We start from the raw sequence: 20,628 nt of genomic DNA, 5'->3' as shown, positions 1-20,628 counted from the left end.
AAAGGGGTTTTGCTAGGCTTTCCAAATACCACCACTACAAGTATTGACTCCTTTGCGATGAACCACTAGCTTTGCTTCACCACTACAGAGTCGCCCTCAATTTTAGCAGCATAAGTTTTGAGCGGTTTCTCAGCTGGACCTTTGACTACCTTACCATCAGTCCCAAATTCTGAGCCATGACAGGGACAAGCGAATTTTTTAGCTTGGTCTTTCCATGCCACCGTGCAACCTTTATGAGTACAGGTAGGGTCAACAGCAATTAGATTTTCAGATTTACCCACTACCAAGACAGACCCAACAGGTGAGTCATTAGCAACCAACTGACCAGTCTTATCTAATTCTGCTGAAGTGCCAACCTTTTGCCAATCTCCAGATGCAGAAGATGTTGGTTTTGGTGTTGTTGTCTCGGAAGAACAAGCAGCAATTGCTATCGGTAAAGAACTTGCTATCCAGCCTAAACCAACCCAACTAATGAAGTCACGACGTTTCATAGGCTACTTTATCTCAAATAACTTTCCAGTTTGGATTAACAGCGATCGCCTTTCTCAAGGGATTTATGTCACTTTAGGAAAGCATCTAATGCAGAAATTGCATCATAGTAATACATTTTTGGACAGTAACCTAAAATTTCGTAGCGATTTATACGATTTTAGCGAAAATCCGCCTTTAATCTTAAGAGTATGTAAATCGTTACACTTTCAGTACCACAACAGGCCTTACACATTTCCCAAATGGATACACGGAAATATTTTTCCTGAAGCAATAATTTCAGCACCAAATATACATTATGAATGCATTTGCCCTAGTAGACAAAAGAAATCATCGAACTACGGGTTAATTGATACTGGGCAATAACTCTAGAGGTTCTCCGGGATTAAAAATTTGCAATGAGAGTCAGCTCATGACAGACACAGCAACTACCACTACAGCCAGCCTCAACAAGTTCGAGAAATTCAAGGCAGAAAAAGACGGACTTGTCATTAAGGAAGAAATCGAAAAATTTGCCTCCTTAGGCTGGGAAGCAATGGATGAAACAGACCGCGATCATCGGCTCAAGTGGGTGGGTGTATTTTTTCGCCCAGTTACCCCTGGTAAGTTTATGATGCGGATGCGGATACCTAACGGAATTATCACCAGTGCCCAGATGGGTACTTTGGCAGAAGTGGTACAGCGTTACGGTGATGATGGCAGCGCCGATATTACCACTAGGCAAAATATCCAACTGCGAGGGATCGCCATTGAAGACTTGCCTGATATCTTTAATAGATTTCATGCAGTGGGTTTAACCACCATCCAATCGGGGATGGACAACATCCGCAATATTACAGGCGACCCAATAGCGGGGTTAGATGCGGATGAGTTGTTTGATACGCGAGAGTTGGTGCAACAAATTCAGGATATGTTAACCAACAAAGGCGAAGGTAATCCAGAGTTTACTAACCTTCCGCGCAAATTTAACATTGCAATTACTGGTGGACGGGACAATTCAGTTCACGCCGAAATCAACGACCTGGCTTTTGTTCCAGCCTTTAAGGAAGTAGGGGCGCAAAAAGTTTTCGGTTTCAACATCCTCGTCGGTGGCTTTTTCTCAGGTAAACGTTGTGAGGCGGCGATCCCCTTGAATGCGTGGGTGCCTCCTGAAGATGTGGTTGCAGTGTGTAGAGCGATTGTGGAAGTTTTTCGTGACCACGGCTTACGTGCTAATCGCCAGAAATCTCGCTTGATGTGGTTGATTGACGAGTGGGGTTTAGCAAAATTCCGCTTGGAAGTAGAAAAGCGTTTGGGTAAGTCATTTTTATCCGCAGCGCCAAAAGATGAAATCGACTGGGAAAAACGCGACCATATCGGCGTATACAAGCAAAAACAACCAGGATTAAACTACGTAGGTTTGCACATTCCTGTGGGTCGGTTGTATGCGGGGGATATGTTTGAAATTTCTCGTTTGGCTGAGGTTTACGGCAGTGGCGAAATTCGACTAACAGTTGAACAAAACATCATTATCCCGAATATTCCTGAATCAAGATTGGCAACATTTTTAGCTGAACCTTTATTAGAAAGGTTTGCTGTAGATCCTGGTTTACTGACGCGATCGCTAGTTTCTTGCACAGGCGCACAATTTTGCAACTTTGCCCTCATTGAAACTAAAAACCGTGCTTTGGCAATGATTCAAGCTTTGGAATCGGAGTTAATCCTAACTCGCCCTGTGCGAATTCATTGGACTGGTTGCCCTAACTCCTGCGGACAACCACAAGTTGCAGACATTGGCTTGATGGGAACTAAAACCCGCAAGAACGGCAAAACCTTGGAAGGGGTAGACATCTACATGGGCGGTAAAGTCGGTAAAGATGCTCATTTGGGAACTTGCGTCACTAAAGGCATTCCCTGCGAAGACTTGCAGCCAGTCTTACAAGATTTACTCATCCAACACTTTGGGGCAAAACTTAAGCAAGAAGCCTTGGTCACACATTAAATAAGTGGTGAGTGGATAAAAAGCAACAACCAATAACAGATACAACTAACAAAGGAAAAATGACAAATCTCTCGCGTAGAAAATTTATTTTCACCACCACTGCTGCGGCTGCTGCTTCTATCTTGGCTCATGGTTGCTCTTCTAGTAATTCCAATTCAGCTACAACAGGTGAACAAGCACCCTCGGCTGCTTCGGCTGCTAATGTCTCTACAGCAGCTAACGCACCCAAAGTAGAAACAACCAAAGCTAAGCTAGGATTTATTCCACTCACTGACGCTGCACCTCTAATCATTGCTAAAGAAAAGGGCTTCTTTGCCAAGTACGGCATGACAAATGTCGAGGTGATCAAGCAAAAATCTTGGCCTGTTACCCGTGACAACCTAAAAATCGGCTCAGCTGGTGATGGCATTGATGGCGCGCACATCCTCAGCCCCATGCCTTACCTGATGACTATCAACGATAAGGTGCCCATGTATCTCTTGGCTCGGTTAAATACCAACGGACAGGCTATCTCTGTCGCTAATAAATTAAAAGACCTAAAAGTTGGTTTAGAGAGTAAGGGATTGAAAGAGGCTGCGGTAAAAGCCAAAGCTGACAAAAAGGCCATGAAACTGGCAATAACTTTTCCTGGTGGCACCCACGATTTATGGATGCGTTATTGGCTAGCGGCTGGCGGGATTAATCCCGATCAAGATGTGGTTTTGGAACCTGTACCACCACCACAAATGGTGGCGAATATGAAAGTTGGTACAATCGATGCTTTTTGTGTGGGAGAGCCTTGGAATGCCCAATTGGTAAACCAAAAATTAGGTTATTCAGCTCTAGTTACAGGTGAGTTGTGGAAAGATCATCCAGAAAAAGCCTTTACTATGCGCAAAGATTGGGTTGATAAAAATCCCAACGCCGCACAGGCACTATTGATGGCAGTTCTAGAAGCTCAACAGTGGTGCGATAAACCAGAAAATAAAGAGGAGATGTGCAAAATCTGCTCTGACCGCAAATACTTTAACATTGCTGCGGCAGACATTTTAGAGAGGGCTAAGGGCAATATAGACTACGGCGATGGACGCAAGCAGCAAAACTTCAGCGATCGCATGAAGTACTGGGCAGATAATGCTTCCTATCCTTACAAGAGCCACGATACTTGGTTTTTAACTGAAGAAATTCGTTGGGGCTATCTGCCAAAAGATACCAAAGTTAAGGAAATTGTCAATCAAGTAAACAAAGAAGACTTGTGGAAACAAGCAGCTAAAGCAATTGGTGTACCTGCTGCCGAAATTCCAACTAGTACTTCTCGTGGTGTTGAGACCTTCTTTGATGGGGTGAAATTTGACCCAGAGCAACCCGAAGCTTATCTCAATAGTTTGAAGATTAAAAAAGTTTAATAATGGCTGCGATCGCTTCTTTTTAATTTAACTAAACTGTAACAGGAGAAAGAAGAACATGACAGCTATTGCGGGAAGCCATTTTAGTAGAAAAAAGTCTCAAAAGGCTCTCAATAAATTATTTTGGAAAAAAATTGTGCCACCACTAGTAGCATTAGCTCTTTTTCTAGTGATTTGGCAACTACTTTGTTTAAATCCCAACTTTAAGTTACCTGGTCCAATCGAAACATTTTCTGAAACTTGGGACCCTTTTATTGTTCATCCATTTTTTGATAATGGCGAAAGTGATAAAGGTTTAGGCTGGCAAATACTTAGTAGTTTAGGAAGAGTTGGTTTAGGCTTTTCCTTAGCAACAATTGTCGGAATTGCATTGGGAATTCTCATTGGTGCAAATCAATTAGTTTATAACGCTGTCGATCCCATCTTTCAAGTATTGCGAACTGTACCGCCTCTAGCATGGCTACCAATTTCGCTGGCAGCATTTCAACAAGCTAATCCATCAGCGATTTTCGTAATTTTCATTACATCAATTTGGCCGATTATTATTAACACCACAGTTGGCGTGCAACAAATTCCTCAAGACTACATTAATGTTGCGCGGGTGTTACGCCTCAAAGGTGCAAAATATTTTTTTAAAATTGTGTTTCCTGCCACTGTTCCTTATATATTTACAGGGTTACGCATTGGCATTGGTTTATCTTGGTTAGCAATTGTTGCGGCGGAAATGTTAGTTGGTGGTGTAGGTATTGGTTCGTTTATTTGGGATGCCTACAACACAACTACAGAAACAAACCTGAGCGAGATTATTTTAGCTCTCATCTACGTTGGTTTGGTTGGCTTACTGCTAGATAGATTGGTGGGTTTTATCGCTAGCAAAGTTGTAGCAGAACAGAAGTAAACAGAAAGCAGAAGGCAGAAGGCAGAGGGCAGAAGTATGAAGCTTTAGTCCTACAAATGACCAAGCGCAAAGTCTGAGCGCCGGCTTCCGGCGAACAGAACTTTGTAAGAGATGATGAATGACCAAGGACTAATCACAAATGACTACTTTTGTAGAAGTTGATCACATTGACCGGATATTTGACCTACCAAATGGTGGCAAATATATCGCCCTCAAAAATATTGAATTAAAAATCCAACAAGGGGAATTTGTTTCCTTGATTGGACACTCTGGTTGTGGTAAATCTACTCTGCTCAATATCATTGCAGGTCTAGATAGAGCCAGTATTGGCGGTGTGACTTTAGAAGGGCGAGAAGTCAGAGATCCTAGTCCTGATCGCATGGTAGTGTTTCAAAACTACTCGTTGCTTCCCTGGTTAACAGTCAGGGAAAACATTGCCCTAGCTGTGGATGAAGTCTATAAGGATCAGCCCAAAGGTCAACGTCGGGGGATTGTTGAAGAACATATCGACATGGTGGGGCTGCGGCTAGCAGCGAATAAACGTCCGAGTGAGTTATCAGGGGGGATGAAACAACGGGTAGCGATCGCTCGCGCCTTGGCTACCCGTCCGAAGTTGTTACTGTTAGACGAACCTTTTGGGGCGTTGGATGCCTTAACCAGGGGGAGTTTGCAAGAACAACTGATGAAAATCTGCAACGAACACAACGTTACCTGTGTGATGGTGACACATGATGTGGACGAGGCATTATTGTTGAGCGATCGCATCGTTATGCTCACCAATGGTCCAGAAGCACACATCGGGCAAATTCTCGAAGTCCCGATCCCCCGCCCTCGTCAGCGTCTAGAAGTAGTAAATCATCCCAGTTATTACAATCTGCGGAACGAAATGATTTACTTCCTTAACCAGCAAAAACAGGCTAAGAAACGCCAGGCTGCACAGACTCAAGCACCCGTCATCGTCTCCCGCAACGGCTTAGAAAAGGTTAATTTAGACATTGGCTTTTTACCCCTTACCGATGCTGCACCGTTAATCGTTGCTCAAGAAAAAGGCTTATTTACTCAGTACGGCTTAGAACAAGTCACCCTCAACCGCGAAACTAGTTGGAAGGAAATCGCTAAGGGTGTTGGTACTGGCAGATTAGACGCAGCTCAGATGGTCGCCGGAATGCCCCTCGCCCTAACTTTAGGTGCTGGTGGTAAACCGTCAATTCCGGTAGTCAATGCCTTAAATCTTTCCCGCAACGCTAACGCCATCACCTTAAGTAAAAGATTGTATACCCAAGGCGTGAGAAACCTAGCTGACTTAAAAACAGCAATTAACGCTTCTCCCGACCAAATTCTGACTTTGGGAATCGTGCATCCCACATCAATGCAGAACTTAATCCTGCGTTACTGGCTGGCGGCTGGTGGGATCGATCCCGACAGAGATATCAGTCTGACAGTGATCCCACCAACAGAAATGGTTTCCCAACTTAAAGCTGGCAATATTGACGGTTACTGTGCTGGCGAACCTTGGAACTACCGCGCTGTTCATGAAGATATCGGTTTCGTTGCTGCTACCGCCTTAGAAATTTGGTCAGGACAGCCGAAAAAAGTTCTGGGAGTGCGGGAAGAGTGGGCGCAGAAATATCCAGAAACTTATCTGGCTTTGGTAAAAGCACTCTTAGAAGCCTGCAAATACTGCGACGACTTCCGCAACCGCGAAGAAATTGTGGAATTAATCTGTCGTCCTCAGTACCTCGATACGAATCCTGCATACGTCCGTCCTGGTTTTATCGATCCCTACGATCGCGGCGATGGTACAGAACCCCAAGAACTAGCAAGATACAACCAGTTTTATCTCAATCAAACTAACTATCCCAACCGTACTGAACTTTTGTGGATGGTGACTCAGCTAGCACGTTGGGGTTTAGTAACCTTCCCCAAAAACTGGGTGGAGGTAATTGACAGAGTTTGCCGCACAGACGTATTTGGCGCTGCTGCACGAGACCTCGGCATCCTCGATATCGGACAGGATGACCCGATTCATTTATTTGATGGTAAAGTTTTTAACCCTTCTGAGCCAATAGAGTACCTCAAAAGCTTGGAAATTAAGCGACAGATACGTATTGAAGAGGTATTTATTTAGTCCTTGGTCATTTGTCATTTGTCATTGGTTATTTCTCCGAGTCCCTCTCTGCGTCTGTGCGCCTCTGCGTGAGTAAATCATAAATTCATACAGCAAAGCTCAAAAATATTATGCAAATAGTCAATAGAACTAATCAAATCGAGAAATTACAAACCCAGAAAGCAGAGAATTTTCTGGTGATTGAAGGTGTAAGCAAAATTTATCCAACTCCCGAAGGTCCCTACCCAGTACTGGATGGAATTGACCTCAAAGTTCGTGAGGGCGAATTTGTCTGTTTAATTGGTCACTCTGGCTGTGGTAAATCAACTCTGCTGAATATGGTGTCTGGATTTAACACTCCTACCGATGGTGTTGTGCTACTCCAAGACCAACCCATCACCGAACCAGGTCCAGACCGGATGATGGTCTTCCAAAACTACTGCCTACTGCCTTGGCTGAGTGTGTTTGATAATGTTTATTTGGCTGTGGATGCAGTATTTCCCAAAAAGACCCAAGCAGAAAAACGAGCGATCGCCAGAGAACATTTAGCAATGGTGGGGCTAACAGAAGCTGCTGATAAAAAACCAAGTCAGATTTCTGGAGGGATGAAGCAGCGAGTTGCGATCGCCCGCGCCCTCTCTATCCGTCCGCAAGTTCTGATTCTTGATGAACCTTTTGGTGCATTAGATGCGATCACTAAAGAAGAATTACAAGAAGAATTACTGCAAATCTGGCGCGAACACCAAGTCACCGTATTGATGATTACTCATGATATTGATGAGGCACTTTTCTTAGCCGACAGAGTTGTGATGATGACAAACGGGCCTGCTGCTCAAGTTGGTGAAATCTTAGATATTCCTTTTTCTCGTCCTCGGAATCGTCGCCGCATCATGGAAGATCCTGAATACTATAACTTGCGGAACTACGCCCTAGACTTTCTCTATCGCCGCTTTGCTCATGAAGATGAGTAAACACAATTAGCAGAATTGTTTGGCATCTAATTTTGAAAATATGATTTTTGACGCATAGCTATGATGCCATTTTTACATTTATACCAGCAAAATGTAATTGCAGATACAAATCAACTTGCTAGGTAATTCTAACTTTAGTTATTAGCAATTATTGAAACACTCCCTGGAGGCCCACTAATAAGGGAGTAAGAATTACAGTCTTAGATTCAGCACCAATAAATAACAAGAAATATCTGATTTGAGCAGGGTAATTAAGCATTATCCCTGTGTGGATCCATGCACTTTTTGAATTGAGGAAAGTTTGAATGCTCAAGGGATTATTTTCATTCAGGGATCGCTATCGTATCCTTCATCAGACTTGGTTTGCCTTTTTTCTCACCTTTGTCTGTTGGTTTAACTTTGCTCCCTTTGCAACCACAATTGGCAAGCAACTAGATTTAGCACCTGAGCAAATTAAAACTTTGGGCATCTGTAACCTTGCCCTAACAATTCCAGCACGCTTAATTATTGGGATGTTGCTGGATCGTTTCGGCCCCAGGATTACTTACTCAATGCTGTTAATGTTCGCTGCTGTTCCTTGTTTGGCAACAGCGCTATCACAAGACTTTAATCAACTAGTCATCAGCCGCCTGTTGATGGGAATTGTTGGTTCTGGGTTCGTTGTGGGTATCCGCATGGTAGCCGAATGGTTCCCGCCCAAAGAGATGGGAAGTGCCCAAGGTATTTATGGCGGTTGGGGTAATTTTGGTGCTTTTGGTGCAGAGTTTGCCCTGCCAATGATTGCCGTTGCTACAAGCTTTCTGGCTGGTGGTGCTTCTAACTGGCGGTTGGCGATCGCTCTTACAGGTATCATTGCTGCTATCTACGGCGTGATTTATTTCAACAGCGTCCAAGATACACCCACTGGCAAAGTCTATAAGAAACCTAAGAAAAATGGCGCTTTGGAAGTAACCAGCGTTAAAAGCTTCTGGGCAATGATTCTTTCCAATTTTGGATTAATTTTTGCCTTGGGTTTATTAGCTTGGCGTTTGGAACAAAAGAATATTCACTTCCTCAATCAAACCCAAATGTATTTCACCTGGGCGGCGTTGGCAGGATTGTTTGCTTACCAAACCTATAAAGCTTATCAAGTTAACAAAGAATTACTAATTGGGAAGAAAACTTACCCACTTGCACAGCGTTATCAGTTTAGTCAAGTTGCTTTACTCGAATTCACTTACGTAACTAACTTTGGTAGCGAGTTAGCAGCAGTTTCCATGCTCCCAGCCTTCTTTGAAAAAACTTTTGGTTTAGAACACGTAGTAGCCGGAATGATCGCCGCCACCTACCCCTTCTTAAACTTAATTTCTCGCCCCAGTGGTGGCGTAATTTCTGATAAATTTGGCTCACGCAAATGGACAATGACAATTATCAGTGCAGGTATTGGTGTTGGCTATTTGATGGCACATTTTATTAATAGTAGCTGGCCAATTCCCTTAGCGATCGCAGTCACTATGTTTGCTGCTTACTTTGCCCAAGCTGGCTGTGGTGCGACCTACGGTATTGTACCCCTCATTAAAAAAGAAGCTACTGGGCAAATCGCCGGTAATGTGGGAGCTTACGGTAATTTTGGTGGTGTAGTATACCTCACAATTTTCAGCTTAACTGACGCATCAACACTCTTTAGCACAATGGCTATAGCAGCAATAATTTGTGCTTTTATGTGTGCTTTCTTCCTCAAAGAACCGAAAGGATCTTTTGCAGGCGCACCTGAAGATGAATTATCAGAAACGGTAACACAAAAGCCTTCTGTTCTAGCTGAAGAATAATTTTATGAAAATGAAACCACAGATAAACACTGTTGAGTTGTCTGTGGTTTTAATTCCCTCAATATCGGATTGATGTGCACCATACGCATTTTTCCAACTGGCGCTGCGGTCGGTGTTGCAAAATCCACAATAGGATAATTGCCATGAGTGAATTTACCAAAACCCAATGTCCTTACTGTGGTGTTGGCTGTGGGCTAGAAGTTTCGCCCCCAGCCCAATACGGCAAAGCGACTCATCGGGATAGTCAAGGAACTCCAATTTGGCGGGTGCGGGGCGACAAAGCTCACCCATCTAGTCAGGGTATGGTTTGTGTTAAAGGTGCAACAATCGCTGAGTCTTTAGATAAAAACAGATTGCATTACCCAATGGTACGGGACTCTTTAGATCAGGAGTTCCGACGCGTGAGTTGGGATGAAGCTTTTGATCTGATCGCCAAGCGCCTTCAAACAGTACGTTTCACCCAGGGACCAGAAGCTATATGTATGTATGGTTCTGGACAGTTTCAAACCGAGGATTATTACATCGCCCAGAAACTCATGAAAGGATGTCTGGGCAGTAATAATTTTGATGCCAATTCACGTTTATGTATGTCTAGCGCTGTATCTGGATATATTCAAAGCTTTGGCGCAGATGGTCCCCCTTGTTGTTACGAAGATTTAGAGTTAACCGACTGTGCATTTTTAATTGGTACAAATACAGCTGAATGTCACCCGATAGTTTTCAATCGCTTGGCAAAGTACCACAAAAAAAATCGCAAAGTCAAAATGGTTGTGGTTGATCCCCGACGCACACCAACCGCAGAAGCAGCTGATTTGCACTTAGCCATACGTCCAGGTACAGATATCGATTTGTTGAATGGTATTGCTCACTTGTTGATGCGCTGGAACTATATTGAGCCTAGCTTCATCGAAGACTGCACCAGCAACTTTCCTGCCTATGCAGAAGTGATTCGCCATTACGCTCCAGATATAGTGGCAAATCGTTGTGGGATCAGCGTTGCAGATTTAGAAACAGCAGCTCGTTATTGGGGCCAATCTCAGCGGGTACTGTCTTTATGGTCAATGGGTGTGAATCAATCATCAGAAGGTACGGCTAAGGTAAGAACTATTATTAACCTGCACCTGATGACTGGACAGATTGGTAAGCCGGGATCAGGGCCTTTTTCTTTGACTGGTCAACCGAATGCGATGGGAGGAAGGGAAGCTGGCGGTTTAGCGCACTTATTACCTGGTTATCGCTTGGTGAAAAATTCTCAGCACCGCGCCGAAGTTGAGCAGTTGTGGGGATTGAAGCCAGGGCAGATTTCACCCCAGCCTGGTCTGACGGCTTGGGATATGATTACTGGCTTAGAAGATGGCGCAGTTGGTTTATTATGGATAGCCGCCACCAATCCAGCCGTTAGTATGCCTGATTTGGAGCGGACTAAGAAGGCATTATTGCGATCGCCTTTCACTATTTACCAAGACGCTTATTACCCTACAGAAACTGCTGCTTACGCCCACGTCCTGTTACCTGCTGCTCAGTGGGGCGAGAAAACTGGAGTGATGACCAATTCGGAGCGCACGGTTACTCTGTGTCAAGCATTCCGTGAACCACCAAGAGAAGCGAAACCAGATTGGGAAATTTTTGCCGAAGTTGGTCGGAGATTAGGCTTTGTCAAAGAATTTACCTTTGCCAACTCCGCAGAAGTCTATGCTGAATTTGTGCAATTAACTCGTCACCGCCCTTGCAATATGACTGGTATTAGTCATGAAAAATTACAAGCACAAGGCCCCACCCAATGGCCTCATCCAGAACAGAACACGGGGACGCGGGAACACGCATCTTCCCCTTCAGGAAAGCGCCTCTACACCGATCTCCGCTTTCCTACACCTGATGGTCGGGCGCGGTTTGGAGCCTATCACTCACGAGGGCTGGCAGAACCTCCAGATCCGAATTATCCTTTTGTGCTGACGACTGGGCGGTTGTACGGACATTGGCACACCCAAACGCGTACTGGTCGAATTGACAAAATTCGGCAAATGCACCCCGAACCATTTATCGAGATTCATCCCCGTGATGCTGCTAGGTTGAATATTACAGATAATCAGTGGCTAGAAGTGCGATCGCGTCGAGGTAAAGCCAAATTTCCGGCAAAAGTCACAAAAGCGATCGCCCCCGGGACAGTTTTTGTCCCCATGCATTGGGGAGCGCTGTGGGCAAACGAGGCTGAAGCTAATGCCCTCACCCATCCAGAATCTTGCCCCGATTCATTGCAACCAGAATTAAAAGCTTGTGCTGTACAACTGATACCAATTTCTGCGGAAGTTACACTCAAAAATTATCAACTCCAATCCTCACAATGGTAAGCTGCTAAGTAGATTACTAAATAGTAAATTGAAAATTTAACCCATAGTTAATAGTCAATAGTTACGATTATTTTTTCTAATCCTATAGATTTATCTATGGGATTTTTATTGTATGTTTTGACTCTTGACTTTGGATTATAGAATAGGGTGCAGCAAATGAGAAAGCTACTCAGACGAATGATAGATACCACCAAAGATGAGCAATTTATGGACCTCATTGAAAAAGTAGAGGTGATAGTTTCTAAGGTACTATCTTTGTTTATGGTATTGGTAATTTTGGTTGCAATTTGGGATTTAGCTATCTTTCTGCTCAGAGAATTATTTACCGCACCATACGGAAAATTTAATAGTATATTATTTAAAGTTTTTGGTTTATTTTTAAACATTTTAATTGCTTTAGAAATTTTAGAAAATATTACTGCTTACCTGCGAAAACACGTTGTTCAGGTTGAATTAGTTATTGTTACCTCTTTAATTGCTGTCGCCAGAAAAATTATCATTCTTGACTTAGAAAAGGTGTCAGGAATTGATATCATTGGTTTAGGAATTGCCGTTTTAGCTTTATCAATTAGTTATTTAATAATTCGTTTTAGTAATTCACGAAATTAGCATTAATAATCTAGCCAAATTTTGCTTTTAAACTTGCATTTATTAGCCCAAAAATTTGAGGTTACTATTCTATTAAATTAATGATTATGGCAATCTTTTTTGAATTCGAGGCAGATTTCGTTGAATCCCTGCGTTGCATACCCATGCAAGTACGCTACAAACTAGATACCAGTGGTATCAAGCTCAAGTTGTCTGATTGGCATCAAATGTCTCAAGCTGAACGTGAAGCGTTAGTTGAATTACCTTGCAATACGGAAACGGAAATTCAATCTTATCGACAGCATCTCGAACTGTTAATTGTAACCCTTACAGGTCTACCAGCCAAACAATTACCGATTGATGCCAATCCTGCATGGATGGACTCTAATAATATTCCCGTTACAGTTCAAGAACAAGCTCAAGAACTAGGTATCACTATCACAACTCAACAATGGCAATCGTTAACTTCTTTACAACGGTTTGCACTAATTAAACTCAGCCGTTCAGGACATGAAAATAAAAACTTTCCTAAAGCAATGGAAGAATTTCGCCTGCTTTAAGCTGCTAGGTTAAGCTCAGGCACATTTAGTTTGCACAATCAATCATCTGTCTTCCTGCATATCCCGTTTTTGGCGTCTGGTTTGTCTGACTTCAAGACAGTCAATCACGGGACAATTTTACAACCAAGCATAACAGATACCCAAGACAAGCGCTTTCTGATGCTAGTTTACAAGCTGGGCAATTGTCAGCAATCTGCCAACAAACATCAATTATATAAAATATCTGAAAAAAAACTATTAATAACTCTATATTTTTGGTATTCAAATAAATGTGGTTAAGACTACTAAATTATGTAATTAATTAACGTACATTAAATTTGCACTAGTACAGCGCGGCAAAAATAAAGACCCCATTAAAAACAGTGCAAGATTAAGATAAAAGTTTTTTGACTTCTGAGTTTTAATTGACTCGGCAGCAGTACCAATACAACCCAGTGGAATTAAGATACCATTCAAACCTTGCCAGCAGCAGATCATACAATTTTAATTTTTACGCAGCCAATTTCGGATTCTTGAGCAGAGAGTAAAGCTATAGTGTATTTAGCCATGCCGCAGTTACAGCAGTCCGAAATAGTATATGAACAAGTCTAAAGTCGAAATTCAGGTACGGCAGATAACTTTTGTGCAACACCCAAAAGAGATTGCTGTAAATTGGCTAAGCTTAAGTTCTAATGCCAAAGTATTTTAATAATTAGTTGAGACACGCACTCTAACTCGATGACAGGCAAAAACGCAAGACATAATGCATTTCTGCGGCTAGTGTCTGGTAATGGAGCACCTTTTAGGTCAGAATTCCGCTACTCGCTGCTCCCCAGTAAAGAGATGATAATTGGACGCGACCCCAGCTGCCAAATTGTCTTGGATGCCATGATGTACCGGATGGTATCTCGTCGTCATGCTGTGATTCGTCCCCTCTCTTCATCTCCAGATAACAAATTCAGCTGGCTCATTTGTGATTTGAATAGTGCTAATGGAACTTATTTAAACGGACAGCGCTTGCAAGGTTGTCAGGAATTACACGCAGGCGATCGCATTTCTCTGGGTGCTGATGGGCCGCAATTTGTGTTCGAGCATGAATATGTTTCCCAAGCTACGATCATGACTAGGCCAGCCACACCGCTTCCATCCGCTGGTAGTTACCAAGTCCCATCCAAATCTGATTCGGTGAGCTTTACCCAACTGTTCCCGATTATTTCCACTGGTAAAGATTTAACTCGTAAAGCTTACCTAGTACCAGGAATTCTCACAGTAGTCTTTGTGGTATTGATGTTTGCTACGGTAGGTCGGCCCCAAGCCAATCAAGTTATTGTAGCGAGTTATATAGCATTTGCTGCCTATTATTTTGTTTACCAACTTTGCGGCAAACAAAAGCCTTGGTGGGTGCTTGCGTCCGTAGCATTGGGTACGGCCTTTATTTTGAAAAGTCCCCTATTAGATTTCTTTATTTTCGTTTTTCGCGGGATTTTGCCTGGTAACTTGCCTTCATCTCAGGATTCGATTACCTTCACCGAATTGCTGATCCGGATGTTTTTTGGTGCTGGGTTGATGGAGGAATTACTTAAGGCATTACCTGTATTGGCAGCGCTGATATTCGGTATGACTTTACCTTCACCTTGGCGAGAACGTATAGGTATCTGGGAACCTCTAGATGGCATTCTCTTGGGAACTGCTTCTGCTGTGGGTTTTACTCTATTGGAAACTCTTGGACAATATGTACCAGTTATTACTCAAAATGTCGCTCAACAATCAGGAGTAGGAACTGGTCAACTAGTGGGTTTGCAATTACTAATTCCGCGCATTTTAGGCTCTGTAGCAGGACACATGGCTTACAGTGGCTATCTGGGGTATTTTATCGGCTTGGCTGTTCTCAAACCGCGTCTAATTTGGCAAATTCTCCCGATTGGTTATGTTAGCGCTGCTGCACTCCATGCTTTATGGAATGCTACTGGTTCTATTAATGCTTTGCTGTTGGTGGTTGTTGGGGTATTATCTTATGCCTTTTTGATGGCGGCAATTCTCAAGGCACGTGCTCTTTCACCAACGCGATCGCAGAATTTTGCTACTCGCTTTCTTGGCCCCAAGTAAATGATGGAGAGCTAGGGGGACAAGGGGAAATACTAATGACCCTTAACTGTTGACTGTTGACAAATCCCCAATATTTTCAAATAACTTTTTATGTCTTGGGATAGATAGCGCTGCTTTGTGAATCAGCCTATAGTCTGAATCATGGTGGTTTAACCATGCTTAACAATCACAAGCAATAAGTTATAGGACCCGCAATACAAGCGCCGAGTGCGGGCAAAGCTAAAAGCAACCTGAAGTATCTCCAAATTAGGGATATAAGGCAACTGAATTTAGGATTCTGACTGAAAGCTATTGAGTTGTGTAAGGGCGTAGTAAGAAATCGCTAAACTAACCTTTGCTTGCTCGACTTCCGATAAAGTTGTCCATTCTCGATTGCCTAACTTAGTCATTACAGCTTGTGGGTTTTGTGCTTCGCCGCTGCGCATAGCGTAAGCATAAGGACGGGCTAAAACTAAAAGGTCTTCTGCACCCCAACTAGGTAGTACATCTTGAACGCACTGAACTAATTGCTCGCCAATTGACTGTTGGGTAATAAAAATCTCAGTAGCTTTCTGGGCAATTCTATTTAGCCAGCCTTGAGGTACTGCTGAAGCAAAAGCTGCTTGAAGATTTTCCATCATTATTCGGCTGATATGGCTTTTGGAATCTGAAGCAATGGCAGTTTCAGTCCAAAGTGTGTCGAGTTGGCTATAAAAATCTTGCGATCGCCTTGTAAGTTCTTCTTCTGCCCATAAATCATCGCTAAGGAATTGCTGTTCTAATTCGCCAAAATAAGCTTCTGATTCCTCATCAGCAGGATTCCAGGGATAAGTTGCATCTTCAGGTTCTAGTAAAGCGGCTAGAAAATCTAATTCCACTTGAGATGGTAAAGAAGTCAAAGTATCTGAATTGTTAATTTTGTTAATCATTTGTCGCCTTCCGATTGATTATTTAGCGGTATTGACAGCTACAGCGCTCAGAATCTCATTTCCGCAAAAAGAAGATAATTTTGCTTAGGGTAGGAATAGTTGTGTCAGGCTGTTGCTATTAACAGAAATTTCATTAATGTAATAGCTCATACTAACGTGGTATTTGACAGCTACAAATTATTCTTGCCTGCTGTGCTGCTATTCATTTGTACTCACTTTGAAAGTGAAATCCTAAAAGTTAGGAGTCTTCAATAATAAACTCCCATATCTCACCTCTAGAACTACCAAACTTTAACTGCATTCCCGATACTAAAGGTACTTCCTCGCGGAGGATTTGTTGCCAACCATTAGAACCTAAAACCCAAGTTGTGCCGTAGGTAGATAAATCTTGCAAGTAATAAGTTCTGACTGGAGTCGTACCACTAAATGTATTCCGACATAAAATTTCGGCATGGCGTTTGGAAACTGAAGGTTCTGGGATGACAATATCGTTGTCTTTTGTCCGGCCAATACGCGTCACTCCAGAACGTAACAACCAGGCTTTACCTCCTGGCGACAGCGATCGCAATGAGGCTGTAAGCACCGAGGAAATTATACTTGGAATAGTCGTGTCTGGTAGTTCTGTAACTCCTTCATCAAAACTTTTAATCAGTTCGCCATTAAAGTCTGGATGCAGGTAAAGGACGGGTAAAGTCCATGCAGGTTGATTGAACTTATATAGTGTTAACAGTTCTTGCCTTGCCTCTGCCACTGCTTCATCAATTGGCTTGCGCGATCGCAAAGCTTCAGTAAAAACTTGAATAAAACTGTGGCTTTCGGAGTCAGCAATCTCATCGCGCATTCCCAAAACCGCAGGTACACCATGACGGATCAGCACTTCTGCCAAACTACTAGAAGGTATAGCTTGGTGATTGACAGCAGCTGGTTGTGCACCCCAACAAGCGTTGAAAAGTGCTAGTTTGACACCAGTACGGGTCAACACTTGAGCCAATTCTATGCCATTGAGCGTCATTCCCGGACGTAAAAATAGTAAACCTCCGTCTGGGTCTGGTAAACCGTGACCGGCGTAGAAAAAGACGTTGTATGCTTTAGTTTCTAATTCTTCAATCAACTCCTGTGGTCTTGGTTGCAGCAGTGTATGTACCATACAAGGTGCATATCCCTGAGAATTGCTACCTAAAGGCCCAGCTTTAGTCAGAGTTTGTGTTAAGATTTCTGCTTCTTTTTCCAGTTGCAGATTTTCATCTTCTCCTAAAACCAACAGAATGTTGAGAGCCTGATCTGTTCGCAAAGATGGCAATGATTCAACTTCACTGGTAGTACGGCTAAATAGTAAATCTTGAGACAGCGACATTGCCGATTGACCAGGTTCACGCTGCATAATTTCCCAAGGTAGGGCAATCAAATCCGGATCGCGAATTTCCAAACGAAAGCGCAAACGTGTATGCTGACCCATAGCCATGCCACGACTGCGTTCTAGACTGCCGAGAATTTGTCCGTCAAATAACCAACGCCACAGACTAATTCCCAAATATTGCATCAGGCGACTACTGTAGCCTGCTGTCTGACCTGAAGCGGATGAAACCAAGTTGATTGGTAAGGGAGGTATTTGTGGCGGCGTTGAGCGTGAAGAAATATCTAAGCGACTGTGACCTGCAAACATCTCCTGCCATTCTTGCCAAACTTGAGAGAGTTCAATCGGCCATATACAGTCATGCAAAACATAGCCACTAGGATAAGGAGCCTTAACCACCCAAATGGCAAAGTTATCAGTGCCAGTGTTGGTCAAACGAGCGATCGCCAGGTTCAGGCATGGCAATGGAGTCATTAAACTAAAGGGGGAAAACAAATTATTTCAAATAACAATTTTTCAAGGTAAAAATCTCTACCTTGTAAGTTTTTTATTTTCGTTCCTACCTGTATTATTTCAGGTTTTACCAGTTTATGGAGTATTACACTAAGTTGGATTACCTTCAGCTTGTGGAGTTGGTGCAGGCGTTTGGTTAACTGGTGGTGAGACTTAATCGCATGGGCTGGCTTGACCTGCTTGTAAGACAGAAACCTTAAACTTTTTCAGCTGGGCCTGGGAGAATTCAATTCTCTTTGGTTGCTGTACGTTTGGAGAATCGTCCTTTACTGGAGTGGACGCGTCTTTATTAGGACATTCCTGTAGTTCCACCAAAAATTCCTGATTAGCAGATTGAGGATTTGGTTTTGTTTCAATAACTTGCAAAAAATTTCTAGGAGCTAACGATTCTTTGTTAGCTAGGGGTATTGCGGCTGTAGTTTGAATCACCCACCCAGTATTGATGTTATCAATAGTTCTTTTTGTGGGTGAATTCTCAGGAGTTGGCTGCACAGTTGTAGTTGGACTGGGGGGATTTTGAACTGTTGCTACTTGCGATTGCTGTTCCTTAAACCAGTATCCAATAGCAGCAGCAGCAACTAAAATTAATGGAACTATAAACTGTAGCGGTAGTCTAGCAATGCTACCACGCTGCTTATTTTCTGGAATTACTCGCGTTTTAGCAGCCAATGGTGCAAACTCGGTTGGAGATACTGGCGGCTGTGGTGGTAGCACTGTCTGTTGAAACGACCTAAATTGCCGAACAACTATTTCTTCAATTTGTACTACGTCTTCATCTTCCAGTCCCAAAACGTTTTGAAATCGTCTTAACTCTCCACGAACCTCGTCTCTAAGTGGGTATTCATGCTGAATAGCTTGACTCACAACCTGCTCATACTGCTGCAATTTTTGTCGATGTGCCTCTATGTCAGATGTAATTCGGGTTTCAATTGGAGCAATATCTTGATCCTTAAGGCCTAAGTCTTGCTGTTGCTGCCGTAGTTGATTGCGCTGCTTTATACTCAAAGGGTATTCTTGCTGTGTTGCACTGATCAATACCTGTTCATACTGCTGCAATTTTTGTCGATATGCCTCTATGTCAGCTGTAACACTCCTTGAAATCTTAGCTATGTCCTGCTCGGTGAGCAGCCATTGCTGTTGCATCTGCTGCAACCGATAACAAGTATTTTGGCTCAGAGGAGACTCTCGTTGTATTGCTTCAGCCAATACATGCTCATACTGTTGCAAGTGTTGCTTGTAGGCTTCAATTTGTGCCTTAACCTGCGCTTCAATTAGCATTGTATCCTCATTCCTCAGCCCTAAAATTTGCTGAAGATTCTGTCGTAGTTCATTTAAATCTTCTTCACTAGGCGTTACTTCCTGCTGAAGTGCGTTAGTAAAGGCTCGCTCATATTGCTGTAACTTCTCTCTAAATTCCTGGCGAGCAACTACTAAAGTCTCATCTTCAATTGCAGTTGCTTCCACCTCAGAAAGCCCCAAGCGAATTCTTAGAACCTCTAGAGTCTGGCGACCGACAAAAGAAATTTCGCCACGTTTAATGTATCGCGCTACCTCTTTGTGATATTTCTTTTTGGGATCACCTGGCGGAACTTTTGTGAGCCGAATCTTAAAGCCTTCTCTTATCGCATAAATTTCAGGCTTCATTGCTGGCTGTATTTGTCTGACTTTTCTGCTGGCATATTCATGCAACTCGTCGATGGAGACAACTCCATCATCATCTAAGTCTGCGACCCCAGTTGTAATTCCTTCAATTAAATAACGGGTATAAATTGAAAGGTCTGACCCTTCTTGCTCAAAGGAATATTGTGTTGAACTGGATGAAGTGAGAACAGCCCGCCCTTCACCTCCTAATTGCTCACGGATATTGACAGTACCATCATCCTTGGCTAACAAACCCTCAGCAAAAGCGCCACTAAAGCAACTGTCCAGTATCACTACTTGTCGCTTAGAACGGCTGCGGCTCATACTTTCATGTACAAAACTGGCTGCAACTGCGGATGAGCGGATTAAATCTCCTTTGAGAGTTTTGCGAGTGGTGCGCGTTGCGAGGTAAAGCCTGCCAGTATCATCCTTAATGCCATGACCTGAGAAGAACAACAGTAAAAGATCATCGCGCTGACGACCTGTAAACAGATTCTCAATTGCTTCTTCCATCTCTTGACGTTGGGGATTTTGAAGCACCTCAATATCTGCTTTGGCAAAGCCACCTATTTCTGGGTGTACTAGCGCTTGGTACATTCCATCGACATCTTTCACCGCAGCTGGTAACGGGCTCAACCCTGGCTCATATTCACTAACCCCAATCAACAACGCTACCTTAGCCATCTGAGATTCCCTATCCTGCTACAAATTTTTGGGCTGCCTCAATTGCTGCTTCTAACTCTTGCCGACTACTAAATCAGAATCTTTAAGGCGATGGTGATTTGGACATTGCATGTAATGGACATTTTTCACTTCTGATTGTGGTTAATACTTAAATTATCACGACTACTTATACAATTTAGCTAGTCACCATTCCGGGCTGATTACAGTAATAAAATGTTACGGGTTTTGAAGCCTGGATCGGCAGGCTTTGTACTTTTAGCCTCACCCTTTAGGAGGTCAGCACTCTTCATTCTTCTCTTGCTTTATGC

At 43.1% G+C, this 20,628-nt stretch carries 14 protein-coding genes; 10 read left to right on the top strand and 4 right to left on the bottom strand.

Going from position 1 to position 20,628, the window contains the following annotated elements; translation table 11 throughout:
• Positions 1-65: 65 nt before the first annotated feature.
• Positions 66-491, bottom strand: coding sequence for a ubiquinol-cytochrome c reductase iron-sulfur subunit (locus BV372_RS01670; protein ID WP_086682221.1), 426 nt, complete (start codon positions 489-491; stop codon positions 66-68).
• Positions 492-901: 410 nt separating this feature from the next.
• Between BV372_RS01670 and BV372_RS01665 the strand changes: the two genes are divergently transcribed.
• The 10 genes from BV372_RS01665 to BV372_RS01615 all read left to right on the top strand — a co-directional run bounded on the left by BV372_RS01665 (position 902) and on the right by BV372_RS01615 (position 15,220).
• The gene (locus tag BV372_RS01665) at positions 902-2,470 is read left to right on the top strand and encodes a ferredoxin--nitrite reductase (protein ID WP_086682218.1); all 1,569 of its coding nucleotides are present in this window, start codon (positions 902-904) and stop codon (positions 2,468-2,470) included.
• 59 nt (positions 2,471-2,529) lie between these two features.
• Positions 2,530-3,855, top strand: a complete 1,326-nt coding sequence (locus BV372_RS01660; RefSeq protein WP_086682490.1) for a CmpA/NrtA family ABC transporter substrate-binding protein — start codon at positions 2,530-2,532, stop codon at positions 3,853-3,855.
• A 58-nt stretch (positions 3,856-3,913) separates the two neighbouring features.
• Positions 3,914-4,753 (top strand): nitrate ABC transporter permease, encoded by an 840-nt coding sequence (gene ntrB, locus BV372_RS01655; RefSeq protein ID WP_086682214.1) that lies wholly within the window; start codon positions 3,914-3,916, stop codon positions 4,751-4,753.
• Between the two features lie 139 nt (positions 4,754-4,892).
• The gene (locus BV372_RS01650; RefSeq protein ID WP_086682211.1) at positions 4,893-6,881 is read left to right on the top strand and encodes a nitrate ABC transporter ATP-binding protein; all 1,989 of its coding nucleotides are present in this window, start codon (positions 4,893-4,895) and stop codon (positions 6,879-6,881) included.
• 110 nt (positions 6,882-6,991) lie between these two features.
• Complete coding sequence (locus BV372_RS01645) at positions 6,992-7,831, top strand: nitrate ABC transporter ATP-binding protein (protein ID WP_086682208.1); 840 nt, start codon at positions 6,992-6,994, stop codon at positions 7,829-7,831.
• Between the two features lie 305 nt (positions 7,832-8,136).
• Positions 8,137-9,639, top strand: a complete 1,503-nt coding sequence (locus BV372_RS01640) for a NarK family nitrate/nitrite MFS transporter (protein ID WP_086682205.1) — start codon at positions 8,137-8,139, stop codon at positions 9,637-9,639.
• 143 nt (positions 9,640-9,782) lie between these two features.
• Positions 9,783-11,987 (top strand): molybdopterin oxidoreductase family protein, encoded by a 2,205-nt coding sequence (locus tag BV372_RS01635; protein ID WP_086682202.1) that lies wholly within the window; start codon positions 9,783-9,785, stop codon positions 11,985-11,987.
• A gap of 156 nt (positions 11,988-12,143) precedes the next feature.
• Positions 12,144-12,596, top strand: a complete 453-nt coding sequence (locus BV372_RS01630; protein WP_086682199.1) for a phosphate-starvation-inducible PsiE family protein — start codon at positions 12,144-12,146, stop codon at positions 12,594-12,596.
• Positions 12,597-12,682: 86 nt separating this feature from the next.
• The gene (locus tag BV372_RS01625; RefSeq protein WP_086682487.1) at positions 12,683-13,135 is read left to right on the top strand and encodes a nitrate reductase associated protein; all 453 of its coding nucleotides are present in this window, start codon (positions 12,683-12,685) and stop codon (positions 13,133-13,135) included.
• Between the two features lie 717 nt (positions 13,136-13,852).
• Entirely contained in the window at positions 13,853-15,220 is a 1,368-nt protein-coding gene (locus BV372_RS01615) for a PrsW family glutamic-type intramembrane protease (RefSeq protein WP_086682194.1), read from the top strand.
• Positions 15,221-15,489: 269 nt separating this feature from the next.
• Here BV372_RS01615 and BV372_RS01610 read toward each other — a convergent pair whose 3' ends face one another.
• The 3 genes from BV372_RS01610 to BV372_RS01600 form a co-directional block, all read right to left on the bottom strand.
• Positions 15,490-16,128, bottom strand: coding sequence for a hypothetical protein (locus BV372_RS01610; protein ID WP_086682191.1), 639 nt, complete (start codon positions 16,126-16,128; stop codon positions 15,490-15,492).
• A gap of 238 nt (positions 16,129-16,366) precedes the next feature.
• Positions 16,367-17,947, bottom strand: a complete 1,581-nt coding sequence (locus BV372_RS01605; RefSeq protein ID WP_086682484.1) for a CHAT domain-containing protein — start codon at positions 17,945-17,947, stop codon at positions 16,367-16,369.
• A 201-nt stretch (positions 17,948-18,148) separates the two neighbouring features.
• Positions 18,149-20,320: a caspase family protein gene (locus BV372_RS01600; protein WP_086682188.1), complete on the bottom strand. Its 2,172-nt coding sequence runs from the start codon at positions 20,318-20,320 to the stop codon at positions 18,149-18,151.
• Positions 20,321-20,628 lie beyond the last annotated feature (308 nt).

This window comes from Nostoc sp. T09 (assembly GCF_002154695.1).
Lineage (GTDB): Bacteria > Cyanobacteriota > Cyanobacteriia > Cyanobacteriales > Nostocaceae > Aulosira.
The sequence above is the reverse complement of the archived record's forward strand: the minus strand, read 5'-3'. Positions and strand labels throughout refer to the sequence as shown.